The organism is Halorubrum aidingense JCM 13560 (assembly GCF_000336995.1).
Lineage (GTDB): Archaea > Halobacteriota > Halobacteria > Halobacteriales > Haloferacaceae > Halorubrum > Halorubrum aidingense.
The window spans coordinates 58,701-72,825 of the sequence record NZ_AOJI01000019.1 but is presented as its reverse complement, the minus strand read 5'-3'; the positions used below and the strand labels follow the sequence as shown (position 1 = coordinate 72,825).

Below are 14,125 nucleotides of genomic sequence, written 5' to 3'. Positions count from 1 at the left end.
CCGACACGCCCGGAGGACTTAAATAGTGGACCGCGATCAGGCGGGGTGACCGTCGCCGTCGCTGTCACCGTCGCCGTCCACGTCCTCTCCGTCGCCGAGCCGGAGTCGGAGCGTCGCGACGCGCGTGGCGAGCGCCCAGAACAGCGGGATCACGGTGAGCGTGACCGCGCCGGCGGCGGCGACCTGCAACACGGTCGTCGTGAACCACGGGTCCGAATCGAGATACGGCAGCGAGGTGTGGGTCACGTCGCCGATCACGGGGACGAAGTAGTCCATCAGGAGATCGACCGTGTACCACGCGGTCGCGACCGCGACCGCCTTCACCGGGAAGTCCGTGATCCGGTAGAGGACGAACGCCTGCACGACCATCCCGAGGTGGCTCACCAACAGGAACGCGTACATCGCGGGCCCCGAATTGGCGAGGAACTGCGGGTAAAACACCACGAGGACGTACGGCGTCCACAGCCCGAGTTTGACGTTCCCGAAGAAGGCGAGCGCGGTGAGCCAGTCGCGCTGCGCGCCGACCGCCCACGCCGCGAGCGCGAGCGCGATGAGCAGCGTCGCTCCCGGGCTGTCGGGGACGAACGCCCACATCTCGACCGGAATCTCGCGGAACTGGAACCGGTAGTACCAGAAGCCGAACGCGGTGCCGAGGAGGTTGATCGCGACGATGACCCACACGAACCGGAAGGCGACGTCTTCGAGCGACTTCGGCAGCGGTGCGAGCCACCGCGGCAGCGATTCGCGCTCGGGAGGCTCGCGACCGAGCGCGCCGACGATATCCATACGCTCGGCTGGGACCGGCGCGTCAAAGCGGTGGCGGTCGCGGATCGGTGCGGTCGCGGGTGCGGTGCGGACGCGGATCGGTTCGGTCGCGGATCGCGCGGGCGCAGCGCGGGTGCGGACGCAGATCGGGCGCCCCGTCGGACGGCCGGGACGAAAAGGGCTATGCGTCCCCAGCGGGAAGGCAGTGGTATGCGCCCGCGAACGCTGCTCGCGCTGCTCCTCGTCGTCCCCCTCGTGGACGCGCTGTTTCTGATCGTCGTCGCGACGCGACTGGGGTGGGCGATCACGGTCGCGCTGGTCGTGTTGACCGCCGTGCTCGGGATGCTCCTCCTCCGCGCCGAGGGGCGCGCGACGCTCGCGCGGGTCCAGCGCAAACTGGCCCGCGGCGAGCCGCCGACCGACGAACTGCTCGACGGCGGCCTGCTGATCGCCGCCGGCGCGTTCCTGCTCACGCCGGGACTCGTGACCGACGCGGTCGGCTTCCTGCTCGCGCTCCCCCTCTCTCGGGTCCCGATCCGGATGGCCGTTAAAAAGTACATCGTGGTGCCGTACATCGACAGCGAGACCGGCGGCTTCGCCAGCGGAAACGTCTACATCGGCGGGTTCCCCGGCGACGGTGCCGGTGACGGAACTGCCGGCGGCTTCACGTTCGGCGGCGGCGCGGACTTCCCCGGTGGCGGTGGGGGCGGTGGGGGCGGCGTCGGCGGTGACGGTGTCAGCGCTGGCGGCAGCGTCGGCGGCGACGCCCGCGACGACGACCGCTTCGACGACGAGGACCGCGCGGACGACGTCGTCGACGTCGACTTCACGGTCGAAGACGAGGACGAGGAGCCCGGACGAACCGATTGACGGCTCGGCGGCGACGCGATCTACCGTCGAAACCGGGGGACGGCAGGGGACTCGCGAAAGGAAACCCTTAAAATCCTACCCACGCAACGACTGAATGCGCTTACCTGGGCCAATAGCTCAGTCAGGTTGAGCGCTCGGCTGATAACCGGGAGGTCCACGGTTCAAATCCGTGTTGGCCCACCTACTCCACCGGCCTTCATTGGCCGGGGGAAATTGGTGGGCTGGGACTCCCCAGCCACCCAATTTCGGTCCTAATCACCCTGAGAGAAATGTCTATTCGCGCTTTAGTTCAACCACAACTCTCGCGCACCAGCACGCTATAACGCGAATAGGTTAGGCGTTGCTCATGGCCTGTAGGAATGGTGCGCCGATTAGCATTCCACCGATAACCAGTAGTAACGCGAACATCATTGGGTTGGAAGTCGCAAAATCAATCCAGCCCGGGGTGAGTCCTTCTTTGAGGTTCCCATTCATAATCGTCATCGCTGACGAGTAGGCTAATAGTACAGCAAGAATCGCGAATCCTGCTTTAATGTAATTTAGAGGGTTTATCATACCAGATTGTATGATACTAATAATGATATTTCTTTGACATGTTATGTGTTGTCAAGACGGTCCTGACGTTGCTCTGTTTTCTTCTGCTCTCCACGCTGGTTGTAGTGTCTTTCATGCACGTCCAAACTCACAGTCATCCGGTCGCTAACAACCTTCTCCGGCACGTCTACCGACAAGTGATGAGTGATTGATCCTCGACGTATCGCGTGTAGACTCACACTCGATGGGAGGTACTTGCCTTGTTATTCTCCAACGGTTCACAGGAGGCTATCTCGGGGTCATGAGGGCAGTTACCTTGTATTTACAAGAACGTATGACACAGTAGATAATTCTCGGAATGTGGATTTAGTGGGATGACTTCTCCGGCTAGAGAATAATGAGCTTCGTCCTTCATCGTCCAAACCCTCCTCGCGGCTATATGCCTCTCAGCTACCCGTCCTCATCGGACGGCGGTCGCTTCGAGAGCCGATCGAACCGGTCCTGCGCCTCTGCAGCGCGATTCGCCGTCGACTCGGGGTAGTACGACGCGGCCTCGATGCTCCTGTCACCGATCGTCACGGAGAGGACGGCGTCGGCGTGGCGCGCGTCGGGAGGGAGTCGTGTCGCCTCGATCACCGCGTTCCCGACCTCCTCGTCGTCGCGTTCGAAGAACACGGTCGCGAGCCCGTCTTCGACGTTGTCGACGACCGCGGTGTACGTGCCGTCCGGAAGTTCGATATCGCTCATTCGTAGGTCACCTCGAGGACACGTTCCCCGTCACCGTTCGAGACCATTACTGTGTCGCCGTCGTTGTTCCAGACCGGCGAGCTCGACCCCCAGTACAGTTCGGTGTCGGTGTCCGTTCCGCTTCCGGTTCGAACCGTCACCGTCGCGCCCGCGTCGAGCGTGAACCCGCTGGGAATCTCGTAGCTCCGGCCCGCCTCGTCTTCGACCGTCCACCCGCCCATCTCGATCGGGTCGTCGCCCGTATTTTCGAAGACGACGTACTCGTCGTTGAGATTCTCGCGGTCGTCACCCGCGGCGTCCGCGTTGATCGCGGCGACCTCCAGCGCCGCGCCCGGATCGGTCGACGATGTCTCGTTCTCCCCGGTGGTGCCGTCGGTGTCGTCGACGGTGTCGTCGGTGTCGTCATCGGTCTCGTCGGTCTCGTCGGTCTCGTCGCCGTCACTCCCGGCCTCACCGTCGATCGGATCGCCGCCGAGTCGGGCGCGCTCGACGACGTCACCGCTCGTGCCCGGCGCGACCGGCTCACCGTCGCGGAGCGCGAGCGGGTCGGTGGGCGCGTCGCGTTGCGTCTGCACGGAGACGCCGCTTCCGTCGCTCACGAGCACGATGTCGCCGTGCGTCGCGGTCCAGTACGTCGGGAGCGACCGATCCGCCAGTCGCTGGAGGACCTCGTCGTGCGGGTGCCCGTACTGCGAGTCGTACGCGCTCGAAATGACGACCGCCCGCGGCCGCACCGCGTCGATGAACGGCTCGCTCGACGAGCTCGAAGACCCGTGATGGCCGGCCTTCAGCACGGTCGACTGCAGCTCCGTGCCGTACGCGTCGATCAGGTACTCCTCTTGATCGTCCTCGGCGTCGCCGGAGAGCAGGAAGCTCGTCTCTCCGTGCGTGAGCTTGAGGACGATGCTGTTCTCGTTTCGCGCCTCGTTTTCGAGGTACGGCTCCGGCGGCCCGAGCACGTCGACGTCGACGTCGCCGAACGAGATCGCGTCGCCCTCGCGCGTCTCGTACAGCGTCACGTCGTGTGCCTCGACGGCGTCGAGGTACTCGGCGTAGGTCTGCGTGCTCGCGGCGATCCCGGGATCGTAGACCGCGCCGATCCCGTCCGCTTCGGTCTCGTAGTACTCGATGAGCGCCGCGTTGCCCCCGATGTGATCGGCGTCGTTGTGCGAGGTGACGAGATGGTCGATCCGGGTGACGTCGTGCCGCTGGAGATACCGTAACACGTACTCGCCGTCGTCGTTGTAGTGACCCGTGTCGACGAGCATCGTCTCTCCCTCCGGACCGACGACGAGCGTACTGACCGATTGCCCGACGTTGATGTAGTGGACCTCGACGGTGCCGTTCGCCGTTTCGACCGTCGATTCGGTACTCGCGTCCCCATTCGCGCCCGTGTCCGTCGAAACCTGACCGCCGGGTACGGCGCCGGCACACCCCGCGAGGAGGATGATCACCACGAGGAGGAGGACTCGTGGCCCGCCCCCGGATAATTTCATGTGACGTCAATATCTCACACGAGCAAAGAAGTACGGGATCGGTAACGCCCCTCGCGAAGTAGGCTCGGCGTCGGCGGGGCATCCGGCGGGCGGCTCGAATCGGGGTGAGACTGATGTGCTCGCGGGGTGAATCGCCGGGCATGAGTCCGCTTTCCGTCGCGGCCGTCGACGCGATCCGCCCGCGAGTCCTCCTCGCCCCGCTCGGCGTCTGGGTGCTTATGGCCGTCGTCGCCGTCGCGAACGGCGGCTTTCGCGAAGTCGTCCTTATCCCCCGCGTGGGCGAGTACCCCGGACACGTAGCGAGCACGGCGCTGTTGGTCGCGGCGATTCTGGGGATCTCGTTCGCGTTCTTCCGCCGGATGCCGACCGAGTACGCGACCGCGGAACTGGTCGTTATCGGCGTCGGCTGGACCCTCCTCACGGTCGGGTTTGAGTTCCTCGTCGGCGCCGTCGAGGGAACGCCCCCGTCGGTGACGATCGGCCAGTACGACGTGCTGGCCGGACAGGTGTGGATCGCCGTCCCGCTGGCGCTGCTGCTGTCGCCGCTGCTGTTCGGACGGTGAGTGGACTCGACCGATGGGACGCCCCCTCGACACGCTCTCCGGGTCGACCGACCCGCGCCGATCGACCCGCTGACGGGCTCCGGATCGGCCTCGCCCGCATTTATAAGCGGATCCGGCTCGAACGTCCGCGCATGACCGAGAACGATCCGGCCGACCTCCTGCCGAATGACCGCGTGAAGCAGGCGGCGCTCGACGGCGACGTGACGCAGCTCCACCGCGGGAACCGGTACGGAGAACCGGGCGACACCTTCGAGATCGACGGCGTCGCCTTCGAGCTGACCGACGTCACCGAGCGCACCCTCGGCGACATGACCGACGCCGACGCGCGACGGGAGGGATCGCCGTCGCTTGACGCGTACAAAGAGCGGATGGTCCACGCCCACGGCGGGAGCTTCGAGTGGGACGACGACGCCGACGTGGTGCGACACCGGTTCGAGCGCGTCGAATAGGAAGATCGGGGCGGCTAGGACGGCCAAGACGGCCAAGACGGCCAAGACGGCTAGCACCGCCAGTCGACGTGTCACCGTCTCCGACAGTATCCCATCATTTATACTGTATAATCGTGGATACAGGTAGCATGGCAACAAGTGACGGTGCAGGCGTCATCGAACGTCTCGGATTCAGAATCTCACAGGTCGTCGAACGGTGGATGCCGAGCCCGTTCGTCTTCGCCATCCTGCTGACGTATCTCGTCTACGGGGCCGGACTCGTGGCCACGGATTCGGGTCCCGTAGAACTGTTAGAGTTCTGGTACGGCGGCTTCTGGGCGTTCCTCGGGTTCTCGATGCAAATGGTGTTAATCCTGATGACGGGGTTCGTCATCGCGTACCATCCTCGGATCAACGCGATCCTCCAGCGACTCGCCGAGATCCCCAACTCCGGCGCGCAGGCCGCCGCGTTCGTCGGGTTCATCTCGATGTCGCTGGCGTGGGTTCACTGGGGGTTCAGCCTGATCATGGGCGCTATCTTCGCCCGCGAAATGGGAAAAGTCGCTCACCGGAAGGGCATCGACGTTCACTATCCGCTGCTCGCGGTCGCCGGATACATGGGGCTCGGTCTGACGTGGCACTGGGGAATCTCCGGGTCGGCCCCGCTCCAGTTGACCGACGCGAACAACATCGGTGAGGGGACCGGATTCGAGTTCCTCGCGTCCACCGTGCCGGCCGCCGAGACCATCTTCCACCCGTACGCGCTCACGCTCACCGCCCTCTCCATCGTCTTCGCGAGCGCCGTGCTGTACGTCCTCGCCCCCTCCGGGGACCGCGCGAAGGGGATCACGCACTACGTCGACGAGGCGGAACTGTTCGAGACGGCAAGTGATGGCGGCACCGACGCCGCCGACGCGGCCGACCCGGTCGACGAGCCGCCGGCCGACGTCGCCGACGTTCCCGCCGAGCGCATGAACAACAGTCGACTCCTCGGTGGACTGATCGCCCTCTCGGGGGTCGCCATCCTCGGCTTTCAGTTCCTCGGACAGGGGCTCGGCGCGTTCACGCTGAACGCCGTCAACTTCGGGTTCCTCTTCGCCGGCCTGCTGATCTACCAGCGCCCGGCGTACTACCGCGACCGGTTCAACGACGCGGCCGGCGCCGCGGCCGGAATCGTCCTCCTCTTCCCCTTCTTCGCGGGGATCCAGGGGATCATGGCCAGCTCCGGGCTCGCGCTGCTGCTCGCCGAGACGCTGCTCGACGTCTCGACGGCGGCGACGTACCCCGTGATTGCGTGGATCGTCGGCGCCGTCGCGAACCTGTTCGTCCCCTCCGGCGGCGGCGAGTGGCTCGTCATCGGTCCGTCGGTGCTCCAGGCCGCGGAGGGGCTCGGCGTCCCCTACGGGCAGGCCACCATCGCGTACGCGGTGGGCGACGCGCACACCAACCTGCTGAACCCGTTCTGGGCGCTGCCGCTGCTGGCGATCACGAACGTCAAAGCGCGCGAGATGTTCGGCTACGCGATCGCGATGCTGATCGCGTTAATCCCGTTCCTCGCGATCGCGCTGTACGCGGTGCCGTACTGAGCGGTTAGGCACCGTTTTCGGCTTCAGTGGGACGGTTCGCATCGGATACCGTTGGGATTTTACCTTTTTTTGGAAATCTTCGTGTATGCCCTCCAACGACTACGACGCGTCGGTTCCCGGACTACTGCTCGTTATCGTGTTCCAACTCGGGGTCTGTATCCTGCTGCTCTCCCAGATCGCGGACGCCGTCCGCGAGCAGGGGACGCTGTTGGGACTGGCCGGGTACCTGATCGGCGGGTTGGTCATCGCCGGAGCGTTGGTGACTCTGTTCGAGGGTCCAGAATAGGGACATCTCGCCGACCGCGACGTATCGCGCCGCGTCGCGGGATCGGACGAGTCGAAGCGTCAGTCGTCGTCCGCGGCCGCGCCGTCGCCGCTCTCCGCGGCGGTCGCCGCGTCGTCCTCGATGCTCGGCGGGTACTTCCCGCGGTCGAGTTTTAGATCGGACTGCGGCCGCGCCATGCAGGTGAGCGCGTAGTTCTCCGCCTCTTCGTCGGTGAGCCCGCGGGCCGCCGGCTGGGTCACCTCGCCCTCGACGATCTCGGCGGAGCAGGCGAGACACATCCCGACGCGGCAGGAGTACTCCTGGGCGATCCCCTCCTCGATGCAGGGCTGGAGGATCGTCTCCGTGTCGGCCACCTCGATCGTCTCGCCGGTGCCGACGAACTCGACGGTGTACTCGGTCATAGAGCGGAGTACCCGCCGACTCCTCAAAAAGGGTTCCCCTCGATCGCGTCGCCGTCGCGGGGACGGAAGCGGGTGGGGGAGTGTCGATCGGTTCGGTTCGCGTGGATCCCGATTTTTAATAAATGGCGCGCGAACCCGAGTCCATCGATGGTCCTCGTTCCCTCCCTCGCGCAGCTACCGACGTATCGACTCTGGGGCGTTACCGTCGCCCGCGACGAGCTGTTCCTGCTGGCGGCGCTTCTCGCCCTCTGGGCGACCCTCGGCAGGTGGATTTACAACGACGCGGAGGACCGGAACAGCGGGTGGGCGTGGCAGTGGGGATTCGGGACTCCGCTGACGGTAATCGCCGGCCTGGAGGTGATGCTGTTGGTTGTCGTGATTTATCTGCTGCTTCGGGATTCGGACTGATCGCGGTGCGTCTCGTTTATAACCGGTAGATTGTGGATCGGCGGCGCGCGCCACGGTGTCTCGATAGACTCACCGTGTCGTTACTCTCTCCCCACACTCTCCCGTCCATCGCAACGACTAATCCCCCGCCGGACGCTTCCCGAGGTATGAGCGAGAAGGCCACCGCGCGAGCCCACCCGATCCAGGGGCTCGTCAAGTACCACGGGATGCGCGACGAGCAACTGCGGCTGCCGTACCACGACAGCATCAGCCTCTGTACTGCCCCGACGGCGACAACGACCACCGTTGAGTGGCAGCCGGACGCGAGCGAGGACGTGTACGTCATCGGCGACGAGGAAGTGGGCGGCCGAGCCGCGGAGCGCATCGACATGGTGGTCGAGCACGTCCGCGAACTGGCCGGCGTCGACGCCGCCGTCCGACTGGAGAGCGAGAACTCCTTCCCGTCGAACATCGGCTTCGGCTCCTCGTCGTCCGGGTTCGCGGCCGCCGCGCTCGCGCTCACCGAGGCCGCCGGCCTCGATCTGACGCTCCCCGAGGTCTCCACCGTCGCCCGCCGCGGCTCCTCCTCGGCCGCCCGCGCCGTCACGGGCGCGTACTCGCGACTCGACGCCGGGCTCAACGACGAGGACTGCCGCTCGCACCGCCTCGACGTCGGCGTGGGCGACGACGGCTTCGACCCCGAAGCGGACCTCCGGATCGTCGCCGCGCACGTTCCCGCGTATAAAGAGACGGAGGAGGCGCACCGCGAGGCCGCTGAGAGCCACATGATGCAGGCCCGGACCGCCCACGTGCAGGACCAGCTCGTCGAGATGACCGACGCGCTGCGCGAGGGCGACTTCGACCGGATCTTCGGGACCGCCGAGCACGACTCGCTCTCGCTGACGGCCACCACCATGACCGGCCCAGCCGGGTGGGTGTACTGGCAGCCCGAGACGATCGAGGTGTTCAACGCGGTCCGCGAGCTGCAGGAGGACGGCGTCCCCGTCTACTTCTCGACGGACACCGGCGCCTCGGTGTACGTCAACACGCCCGCCGACCACGCCGAGGAAGTCGAGAGCAGAATCGCCGAAATCGGCATCGACACCGATATCTGGGAGGTCGGCGGCCCGGCGCACCTGCTGGACGAGAGCGAGGCGCTCTTTTAAATAGAAACCGTGGTGCGGTGGCGCGCACCTGCGAGCGCCCATCGGGCGCGAGCAGAGTGCGCGAGGGACGCCGCGAACGCCCGTAGGGTGTGAGCGGCGAGGCTGGGGAGGTGTGAGGCTGCGATGCTGTACAGTAGGGTGGGACTCAAAGGGGCAGTCGCGAGGGCGACGGAGGCGACGTAAGCACCGCAAGGAGCGAGTGTAACGAGCGACTGAGGAGCGCAGCGAGCGTGCGTCGCCCTCGCGGCTGGGGCTTTGGAGGGGTTCACCGCCGGTCCGTAATTAACAGTTCCTGATTGAGGGGCTGTGGTTTCGGACTTGATCGCCCTCAGAGCAATAGCGGATCCTTCGACATCTTCCAATTATTCCTCCGGGTCCTCGCCGCGTGCCCGCTTGTACATCGCTAACGCCGCCTCGCGCCGCTCCGAGTGGTCGACGATCGGCGCGGGGTACTCCGGTGCGGCGTTCGCGCGCTGGGTGGGCGACAGTTCGTGCCACTCGTGGATGAGGTCGGCGTCGAGCCCCCGCAGCTCGGGGACGTGTTCTTTGATATACTCCGCGTCGGGGTCGTAGCGCTCGCCCTGCGTCATCGGGTTGAAGATGCGGAAGTAGGGTTGCGCGTCGGTCCCCGTGGAGGCCGCCCACTGCCACCCGCCGTTGTCGTTGGCGGTGTCGTGGTCGGCCAACGTCTCCCGGAAGTACTCGTACCCCTGCCGCCAGTCGGCGAGGAGATCCTTCGTGAGGAAGGAGGCGACGATCATCCGCACGCGGTTGTGCATGAACGCCTCCGCGCGAAGCTGTCGCATCCCGGCGTCGACGATCGGGTACCCGGTCTCGCCGCGCTTCCACGCCGCGATCTCCTCGGGGTCGTCGCGCCACTCGATCCCCGCCTCGTACGCCTTGTAGTTCTCGGTCACCACCTCGGGATTGTGGTACAACACCTGCGTGTAGAACTCCCGCCACGCGAGCTGTTGCTGGTACTCCGCGACGCTCTCGGCGTGCTCTGCGGGCCGATCGTCCGACTCGGCCGCGGCCATCGCGCGCTCGGTCGCCTCGTACACCTCCCGAACGCCGATCTCGCCGTACTTTAAAAATGCCGACAGCCGGGAGGTCGCCTCGCGCGCCGGATAGTCGCGCGCCGCGTCGTACGCGAACACCGCCTCCGAGAGGAACGCGCCGAGCCGGTCGCGAGCCGCCTCGGTCCCCGCCGGTCCGATCTCGGCGTCGGGCTCCGCGAAGCCCAACTCCGTGAGCGCGGGCAGCTCACCGACGGCGACGCGGTCGGTCGCGACGCCGCCGTCGGAGCGACTACCCTCAGCGAGGCTACCGTCACCGGCTCCGATCGCCCCCGCCAGCACGTCGGCGTCGACGAGGGCGTCCCCGCCGGGCGTCGGTGCCGGCGAGTCGGTCTCGCGGTCGGTCCACTTCTTCCAGTAGTAGCTGTACACCGAGTACGGGTCGCCGGCGTTCGTCCGGATCGACCCCGGCGTGTGCAACACCGCGTCGTGGTGCGCCTCGCGGTCGACCCCGGCGTCGTTGAGTGCGGTCCGAACGCCGGCGTCGCGCTCCCGCGCGAGCCCCGAGTAGTCGCGGTTCCAGACGACGCGGTCGGCGTCGAGGGCGTCGGCCAGTTCGGGGAGCACGGTCTCGGGGTCGCCGCGGGCGACGAGGAGGTCGCTGCCGCGGTCGCGGTAGTCGTCTCGCAGCGCCGCGACCCCGTCGAGCAGCCGACGGACCCGCACGTCGCTGGCGTGCGCGAGCACGTTGTCGTCGAAGACGAACACGGGTACGACCCCGCCGTCCGCTCGCTCGGCGGCGGCCGCGAGCCCGACGTTGTCTGCCGTTCGCAGGTCCCGCCGGTGCCAGAACAGCTCCATGCGATCCGCACGGGCGCGACTACTGTGAAAGCACCGACGGCGGGCGCTGCCGACACCGGGGCGGGGACGGCAGCGGAGCTTACAGCTCCGGTCGTCCGGGGACGGACACCCGATCGAGGAGGAAGTATCCGACCACGAGCGCGAGCACGAGCACGGCGATGGAGAGCGCCGCGAGCAGGGTCTCTTCGCCCGTGCCGTAGTCCTCCAACCGGAAGCTGATCGCGCGGCGCGCGATGGCGATGATGGACGCGCTGACGACGATCCGGAGCACGGGCTCGCCCTTGGCGTACGCCAGCAGCGTCCGATGCACCTCGACGATGATCAGCAGCAAGAGCACGCTGTCGAGGAGCCCGACGACCTCGTTGGGGTCGGTGAACGCGCCGGCCACGAGCAGCCTGTACAGCGAGAGGAACAGGTCGAACACGCCGATGAGGAACAACAAGAGCAGGAAGTACGCGGCCCCGAGGACGAGCCACTCCATCGCCCGCGCGGCCGGGCCCGCCGCGTCGTCCAGGGTGAACGCCATGCAGCCACCTCGCCCGGTGACGGCAAACCGCTTGTGCCTACCCTGTCCGGGTCAACGCCCGCAGCAGGTGAACCGCCGGTGCCTTCGCGAGCGGCTCGTTGGCGTTCCCGCAGTGGGGCGACTGCACGCAGGCCGGACAGCCCCCCGCGCAGTCGCAGCCGTCGATGAGCCGCGCGGTTCGCTTCAGCAGTTCCTCGATCCGGTCGTGGCCCCGGCGCGTGAGCCCGACCCCGCCGGGGTAGCCGTCGTAGACGAACACCGCGGGGGCGTCGGTGTGCGGGTGATAGGGCGTCGAGATGCCGCCCACGTCGGCGCGGTCACAGAGGAGGTGAAACGGGAACAGCGAGATGATTCCGTGTTCGGCCGCGTGGATCCCGCCGTTGAACGCGTGCTCGCCGCCGGCCCCGGAGTCGGCGTCTTCGGAGTTGGCGTCTTCGGAGTCGGCGTCTTCGGCTGCGCCCGCCGCGTCGTCTCCAGCCGCGTCGTCGCCCGCTCGCTCGCGCCCGCCGATCGCGCGCATCTCGGACTCGATATCGGCGGGAACCGGGAAGTACAGCGCCTTCGTCCGGAGCGTCGTCTCCGGCAGGTCGAGCGTCGACTCGCCGAGCGACTCGCCGGTCGCGGCGTCCTTCCGGACGAACCCCGTGATCTGCTCGGTGACGGTGACGTCGGCGAATCGGACCGGAACGTCGGGACGCGCGGAAAGCTCTCGCGCCGCGAGGTCCTCGTTCACGACGATGTCCTTCTCCGAGAGCGTCCGCGTGTAGTAGTCGGCCCACGAGGACTGCAGCTCGGCGACGTCGCGGTCGAGATCGAGGTCGGTCACCTCGTAGGTGCGTCCCTGCTGGTGGTAGATCGCGCCGGGGTGGGCGTCGCGGAGCGCGTCGGCGAACCCGAGCGACGCGACCGTCTCGCCGCGCGACGAGTCGATCAGGTCGATCTCGCGGTCGTCCGCGGTGCGGAGATTCACGGCCTGCTGCGGGCTCGCCGAGCCGGCGTGGACCCACCGGATCCCCGAGGCGGTGTCTCGCCGGTCGAGGACGCCTTCGGCGGTCAAGTCGCCGACGATCCCGGGGAACGTCTCATCGAAATACGTCTCGTCGGCGGGCGAGAGCCAGCGCTCGTCGGCCGCGCAGGCGACATGTCGCGGGAGCAGCTCGTCGTTCGCGGGGTCGCAGATCGCGTCCTCCGGCGGCGCCTCGAAGAAGTCGGCGGGGTTGTTCATGAGGTACTGGTCGAGCTGGTCTTCGCCGCCGACCATCACGACGAGCGCGGGGTCGTCGCCGCGGCCCGCGCGACCCGCGCGCTGGTACGCCGACATCCGCGTCCCGGGGTAGCCGTCCAGGATCACGGCGTCGAGCCCGCCGACGTCGACGCCGAGTTCGAGCGCGCTCGTCGACCAGACGCCGCGGAGGTCGCCGGCGTGCAGCGCGGATTCGATCTCGCGTCGGCGGTCGTCCTTGAGCGCGGCCTGGTAGGCGCCGACCGCCCCTGCCAACTCGCGCTCGCCCCGCTCCCGGAGGTCGCTCGCGCTGTCGGTCGCGTACTGCTCCGCGGTCTGTCGCGCTCGCGTGAACGCCAGCGTCTGCGCGCCCGCGGCCACGAGGTCGACGAAGAGCCGCTTGCTTTCGGTGTGGCTCGACTTCCGGCGCCCGCTCCCGCGTTCCTGCCAGTCGTCGTCGTACTCCGGCGGGTTCCACAACACCCAGTCGCGCGGTCCACGCCCGGAGGCGTCCTCGTCGACGAGCGCGATGCCGTCGGGGTCTCGGCCGGTCACCGCCGCGACGTGGTCGACGGGGTTGTTGATCGTCGCCGAACAGCAGACGAATCGCGGGGTCGAGCCGAACCGCTCGCAGGTCCGCGCGAGCCGGCGCAGCGTCATGGCGACCTGCGAGCCGAACACGCCGCGGTAGCTGTGGACCTCGTCGATCACGACGTACTCGAGCGAGGAGAAGAACCACTCCCAGAGTCGCCCCGCGTGCGGCAACAGCGCGTAGTGCAGCATGTCCGGGTTCGACAGCAACACCGTCGGCTCGCGGTCCCGCACGTCCCGTTTCTCCGATCGCGAGAGCCGGCCGGTGTACGACGCGACGGAGACGCGGCTTCCGAACCCTAATCCACGGGCGAGCTCCGAGAGCGACTCCTCCTGGTCGGCGATGAGCGCGTTCTGCGGGCCGAGGTAGAGGGTTCGTCCGCCGTGGTCCATCGCCGCCTCGAAGGCGGGGACCGCGTACGCGAGCGACTTCCCGCTCGCGGTCTCGGTCGCGAGCACGACGTCGTCGCCGCCGCGAACCGCTTCGATCGCCGCGGCCTGATGACGGTAGAGTCGGTCGATCCCTCGCTTCGAGAGCGCGTCGGCCATCCGGGGAGCGAGGTCGATATCGGCGTAGACGGGCTCGCGGGCCGGGAGGCGACGGTGCTCCGCGATCTGCCCCTCGTAGAACGGTCGGTCTCGCAGCCACTCGATGGCGTCCTCCACGATGGCTACTCGTG

The 14,125-nt window shown here is 67.3% G+C and carries 15 protein-coding genes and 1 tRNA gene; 8 read left to right on the top strand and 8 right to left on the bottom strand.

All coding sequences use genetic code 11. From position 1 onward, the window contains the following. Positions 1-36: 36 nt before the first annotated feature. Positions 37-786, bottom strand: coding sequence for a DUF1405 domain-containing protein (locus C461_RS06310; RefSeq protein ID WP_007999647.1), 750 nt, complete (start codon positions 784-786; stop codon positions 37-39). 189 nt (positions 787-975) lie between these two features. Here C461_RS06310 and C461_RS06305 point away from each other — a divergent pair, with 189 nt between their 5' ends. Both C461_RS06305 and C461_RS06300 read left to right on the top strand, forming a co-directional pair. Beyond that, positions 976-1,635: an FxsA family protein gene (locus C461_RS06305; RefSeq protein ID WP_007999645.1), complete on the top strand. Its 660-nt coding sequence runs from the start codon at positions 976-978 to the stop codon at positions 1,633-1,635. A 106-nt stretch (positions 1,636-1,741) separates the two neighbouring features. Beyond that, positions 1,742-1,815: transfer RNA gene (locus tag C461_RS06300), tRNA-Ile, on the top strand. 153 nt (positions 1,816-1,968) lie between these two features. On the opposite strand, the gene C461_RS15470 is transcribed toward C461_RS06300, so the two are convergent. The 3 genes from C461_RS15470 to C461_RS06290 all read right to left on the bottom strand — a co-directional run bounded on the left by C461_RS15470 (position 1,969) and on the right by C461_RS06290 (position 4,412). Further along, a complete protein-coding gene (locus tag C461_RS15470; protein WP_152418359.1) occupies positions 1,969-2,190 on the bottom strand; it encodes a hypothetical protein in 222 nt (73 codons plus the stop codon). Positions 2,191-2,619: 429 nt separating this feature from the next. Next, positions 2,620-2,916, bottom strand: a complete 297-nt coding sequence (locus C461_RS06295; protein WP_007999643.1) for a DUF3006 family protein — start codon at positions 2,914-2,916, stop codon at positions 2,620-2,622. Continuing rightward, the gene (locus tag C461_RS06290) at positions 2,913-4,412 is read right to left on the bottom strand and encodes a lamin tail domain-containing protein (protein ID WP_193365804.1); all 1,500 of its coding nucleotides are present in this window, start codon (positions 4,410-4,412) and stop codon (positions 2,913-2,915) included. Before C461_RS06290 ends, C461_RS06295 begins: the two co-directional genes overlap by 4 nt. A 140-nt stretch (positions 4,413-4,552) precedes the next feature. Here C461_RS06290 and C461_RS06285 point away from each other — a divergent pair, with 140 nt between their 5' ends. From C461_RS06285 to C461_RS06270, 4 genes are all read left to right on the top strand, one after another. After that, positions 4,553-4,975 carry a hypothetical protein gene (locus C461_RS06285; RefSeq protein WP_007999638.1) on the top strand — a complete coding sequence of 141 codons (423 nt, stop codon included), beginning with the start codon at positions 4,553-4,555 and terminating at the stop codon, positions 4,973-4,975. 131 nt (positions 4,976-5,106) lie between these two features. Continuing rightward, a complete protein-coding gene (locus C461_RS06280; RefSeq protein WP_007999636.1) occupies positions 5,107-5,424 on the top strand; it encodes an ASCH domain-containing protein in 318 nt (105 codons plus the stop codon). A 128-nt stretch (positions 5,425-5,552) separates the two neighbouring features. Then, a complete protein-coding gene (locus C461_RS06275; RefSeq protein WP_049906391.1) occupies positions 5,553-6,989 on the top strand; it encodes a short-chain fatty acid transporter in 1,437 nt (478 codons plus the stop codon). Between the two features lie 85 nt (positions 6,990-7,074). Then, positions 7,075-7,275, top strand: coding sequence for a hypothetical protein (locus tag C461_RS06270; RefSeq protein WP_007999633.1), 201 nt, complete (start codon positions 7,075-7,077; stop codon positions 7,273-7,275). Positions 7,276-7,334: 59 nt separating this feature from the next. Here C461_RS06270 and C461_RS06265 read toward each other — a convergent pair whose 3' ends face one another. Then, a complete protein-coding gene (locus C461_RS06265) occupies positions 7,335-7,676 on the bottom strand; it encodes a 2Fe-2S iron-sulfur cluster-binding protein (protein ID WP_007999632.1) in 342 nt (113 codons plus the stop codon). A 147-nt stretch (positions 7,677-7,823) separates the two neighbouring features. On the opposite strand from C461_RS06265, the gene C461_RS06260 reads away from it, so the two are divergent. After that, the gene (locus C461_RS06260; protein ID WP_007999631.1) at positions 7,824-8,084 is read left to right on the top strand and encodes a hypothetical protein; all 261 of its coding nucleotides are present in this window, start codon (positions 7,824-7,826) and stop codon (positions 8,082-8,084) included. 146 nt (positions 8,085-8,230) lie between these two features. Then, positions 8,231-9,229, top strand: a complete 999-nt coding sequence (mvaD, locus tag C461_RS06255) for a phosphomevalonate decarboxylase MvaD (protein ID WP_007999630.1) — start codon at positions 8,231-8,233, stop codon at positions 9,227-9,229. 362 nt (positions 9,230-9,591) lie between these two features. On the opposite strand, the gene C461_RS06250 is transcribed toward mvaD, so the two are convergent. From C461_RS06250 to C461_RS06240, 3 genes are all read right to left on the bottom strand, one after another. Then, positions 9,592-11,106 carry a cryptochrome/photolyase family protein gene (locus C461_RS06250; protein ID WP_007999629.1) on the bottom strand — a complete coding sequence of 505 codons (1,515 nt, stop codon included), beginning with the start codon at positions 11,104-11,106 and terminating at the stop codon, positions 9,592-9,594. Between the two features lie 79 nt (positions 11,107-11,185). Next, complete coding sequence (locus C461_RS06245) at positions 11,186-11,632, bottom strand: phosphate-starvation-inducible PsiE family protein (RefSeq protein WP_007999628.1); 447 nt, start codon at positions 11,630-11,632, stop codon at positions 11,186-11,188. A 37-nt stretch (positions 11,633-11,669) separates the two neighbouring features. After that, positions 11,670-14,111, bottom strand: a complete 2,442-nt coding sequence (locus C461_RS06240; protein ID WP_007999627.1) for a DEAD/DEAH box helicase — start codon at positions 14,109-14,111, stop codon at positions 11,670-11,672. Positions 14,112-14,125 lie beyond the last annotated feature (14 nt).

Excerpts from the sequence above, each read along its gene's own strand:
- C461_RS06310 (WP_007999647.1), bottom strand. The coding sequence starts at position 786 with ATGGATATCGTCGGCGCGCTCGGTCGCGAGCCTCCCGAGCGCGAATCG.
- C461_RS06305 (WP_007999645.1), top strand. The coding sequence starts at position 976 with ATGCGCCCGCGAACGCTGCTCGCGCTGCTCCTCGTCGTCCCCCTCGTG.
- C461_RS15470 (WP_152418359.1), bottom strand. The coding sequence starts at position 2,190 with ATGATAAACCCTCTAAATTACATTAAAGCAGGATTCGCGATTCTTGCT.
- C461_RS06295 (WP_007999643.1), bottom strand. The coding sequence starts at position 2,916 with ATGAGCGATATCGAACTTCCGGACGGCACGTACACCGCGGTCGTCGAC.
- C461_RS06290 (WP_193365804.1), bottom strand. The coding sequence starts at position 4,412 with ATGAAATTATCCGGGGGCGGGCCACGAGTCCTCCTCCTCGTGGTGATC.
- C461_RS06285 (WP_007999638.1), top strand. The coding sequence starts at position 4,553 with ATGAGTCCGCTTTCCGTCGCGGCCGTCGACGCGATCCGCCCGCGAGTC.
- C461_RS06280 (WP_007999636.1), top strand. The coding sequence starts at position 5,107 with ATGACCGAGAACGATCCGGCCGACCTCCTGCCGAATGACCGCGTGAAG.
- C461_RS06275 (WP_049906391.1), top strand. The coding sequence starts at position 5,553 with ATGGCAACAAGTGACGGTGCAGGCGTCATCGAACGTCTCGGATTCAGA.
- C461_RS06270 (WP_007999633.1), top strand. The coding sequence starts at position 7,075 with ATGCCCTCCAACGACTACGACGCGTCGGTTCCCGGACTACTGCTCGTT.
- C461_RS06265 (WP_007999632.1), bottom strand. The coding sequence starts at position 7,676 with ATGACCGAGTACACCGTCGAGTTCGTCGGCACCGGCGAGACGATCGAG.
- C461_RS06260 (WP_007999631.1), top strand. The coding sequence starts at position 7,824 with ATGGTCCTCGTTCCCTCCCTCGCGCAGCTACCGACGTATCGACTCTGG.
- mvaD (WP_007999630.1), top strand. The coding sequence starts at position 8,231 with ATGAGCGAGAAGGCCACCGCGCGAGCCCACCCGATCCAGGGGCTCGTC.
- C461_RS06250 (WP_007999629.1), bottom strand. The coding sequence starts at position 11,106 with ATGGAGCTGTTCTGGCACCGGCGGGACCTGCGAACGGCAGACAACGTC.
- C461_RS06245 (WP_007999628.1), bottom strand. The coding sequence starts at position 11,632 with ATGGCGTTCACCCTGGACGACGCGGCGGGCCCGGCCGCGCGGGCGATG.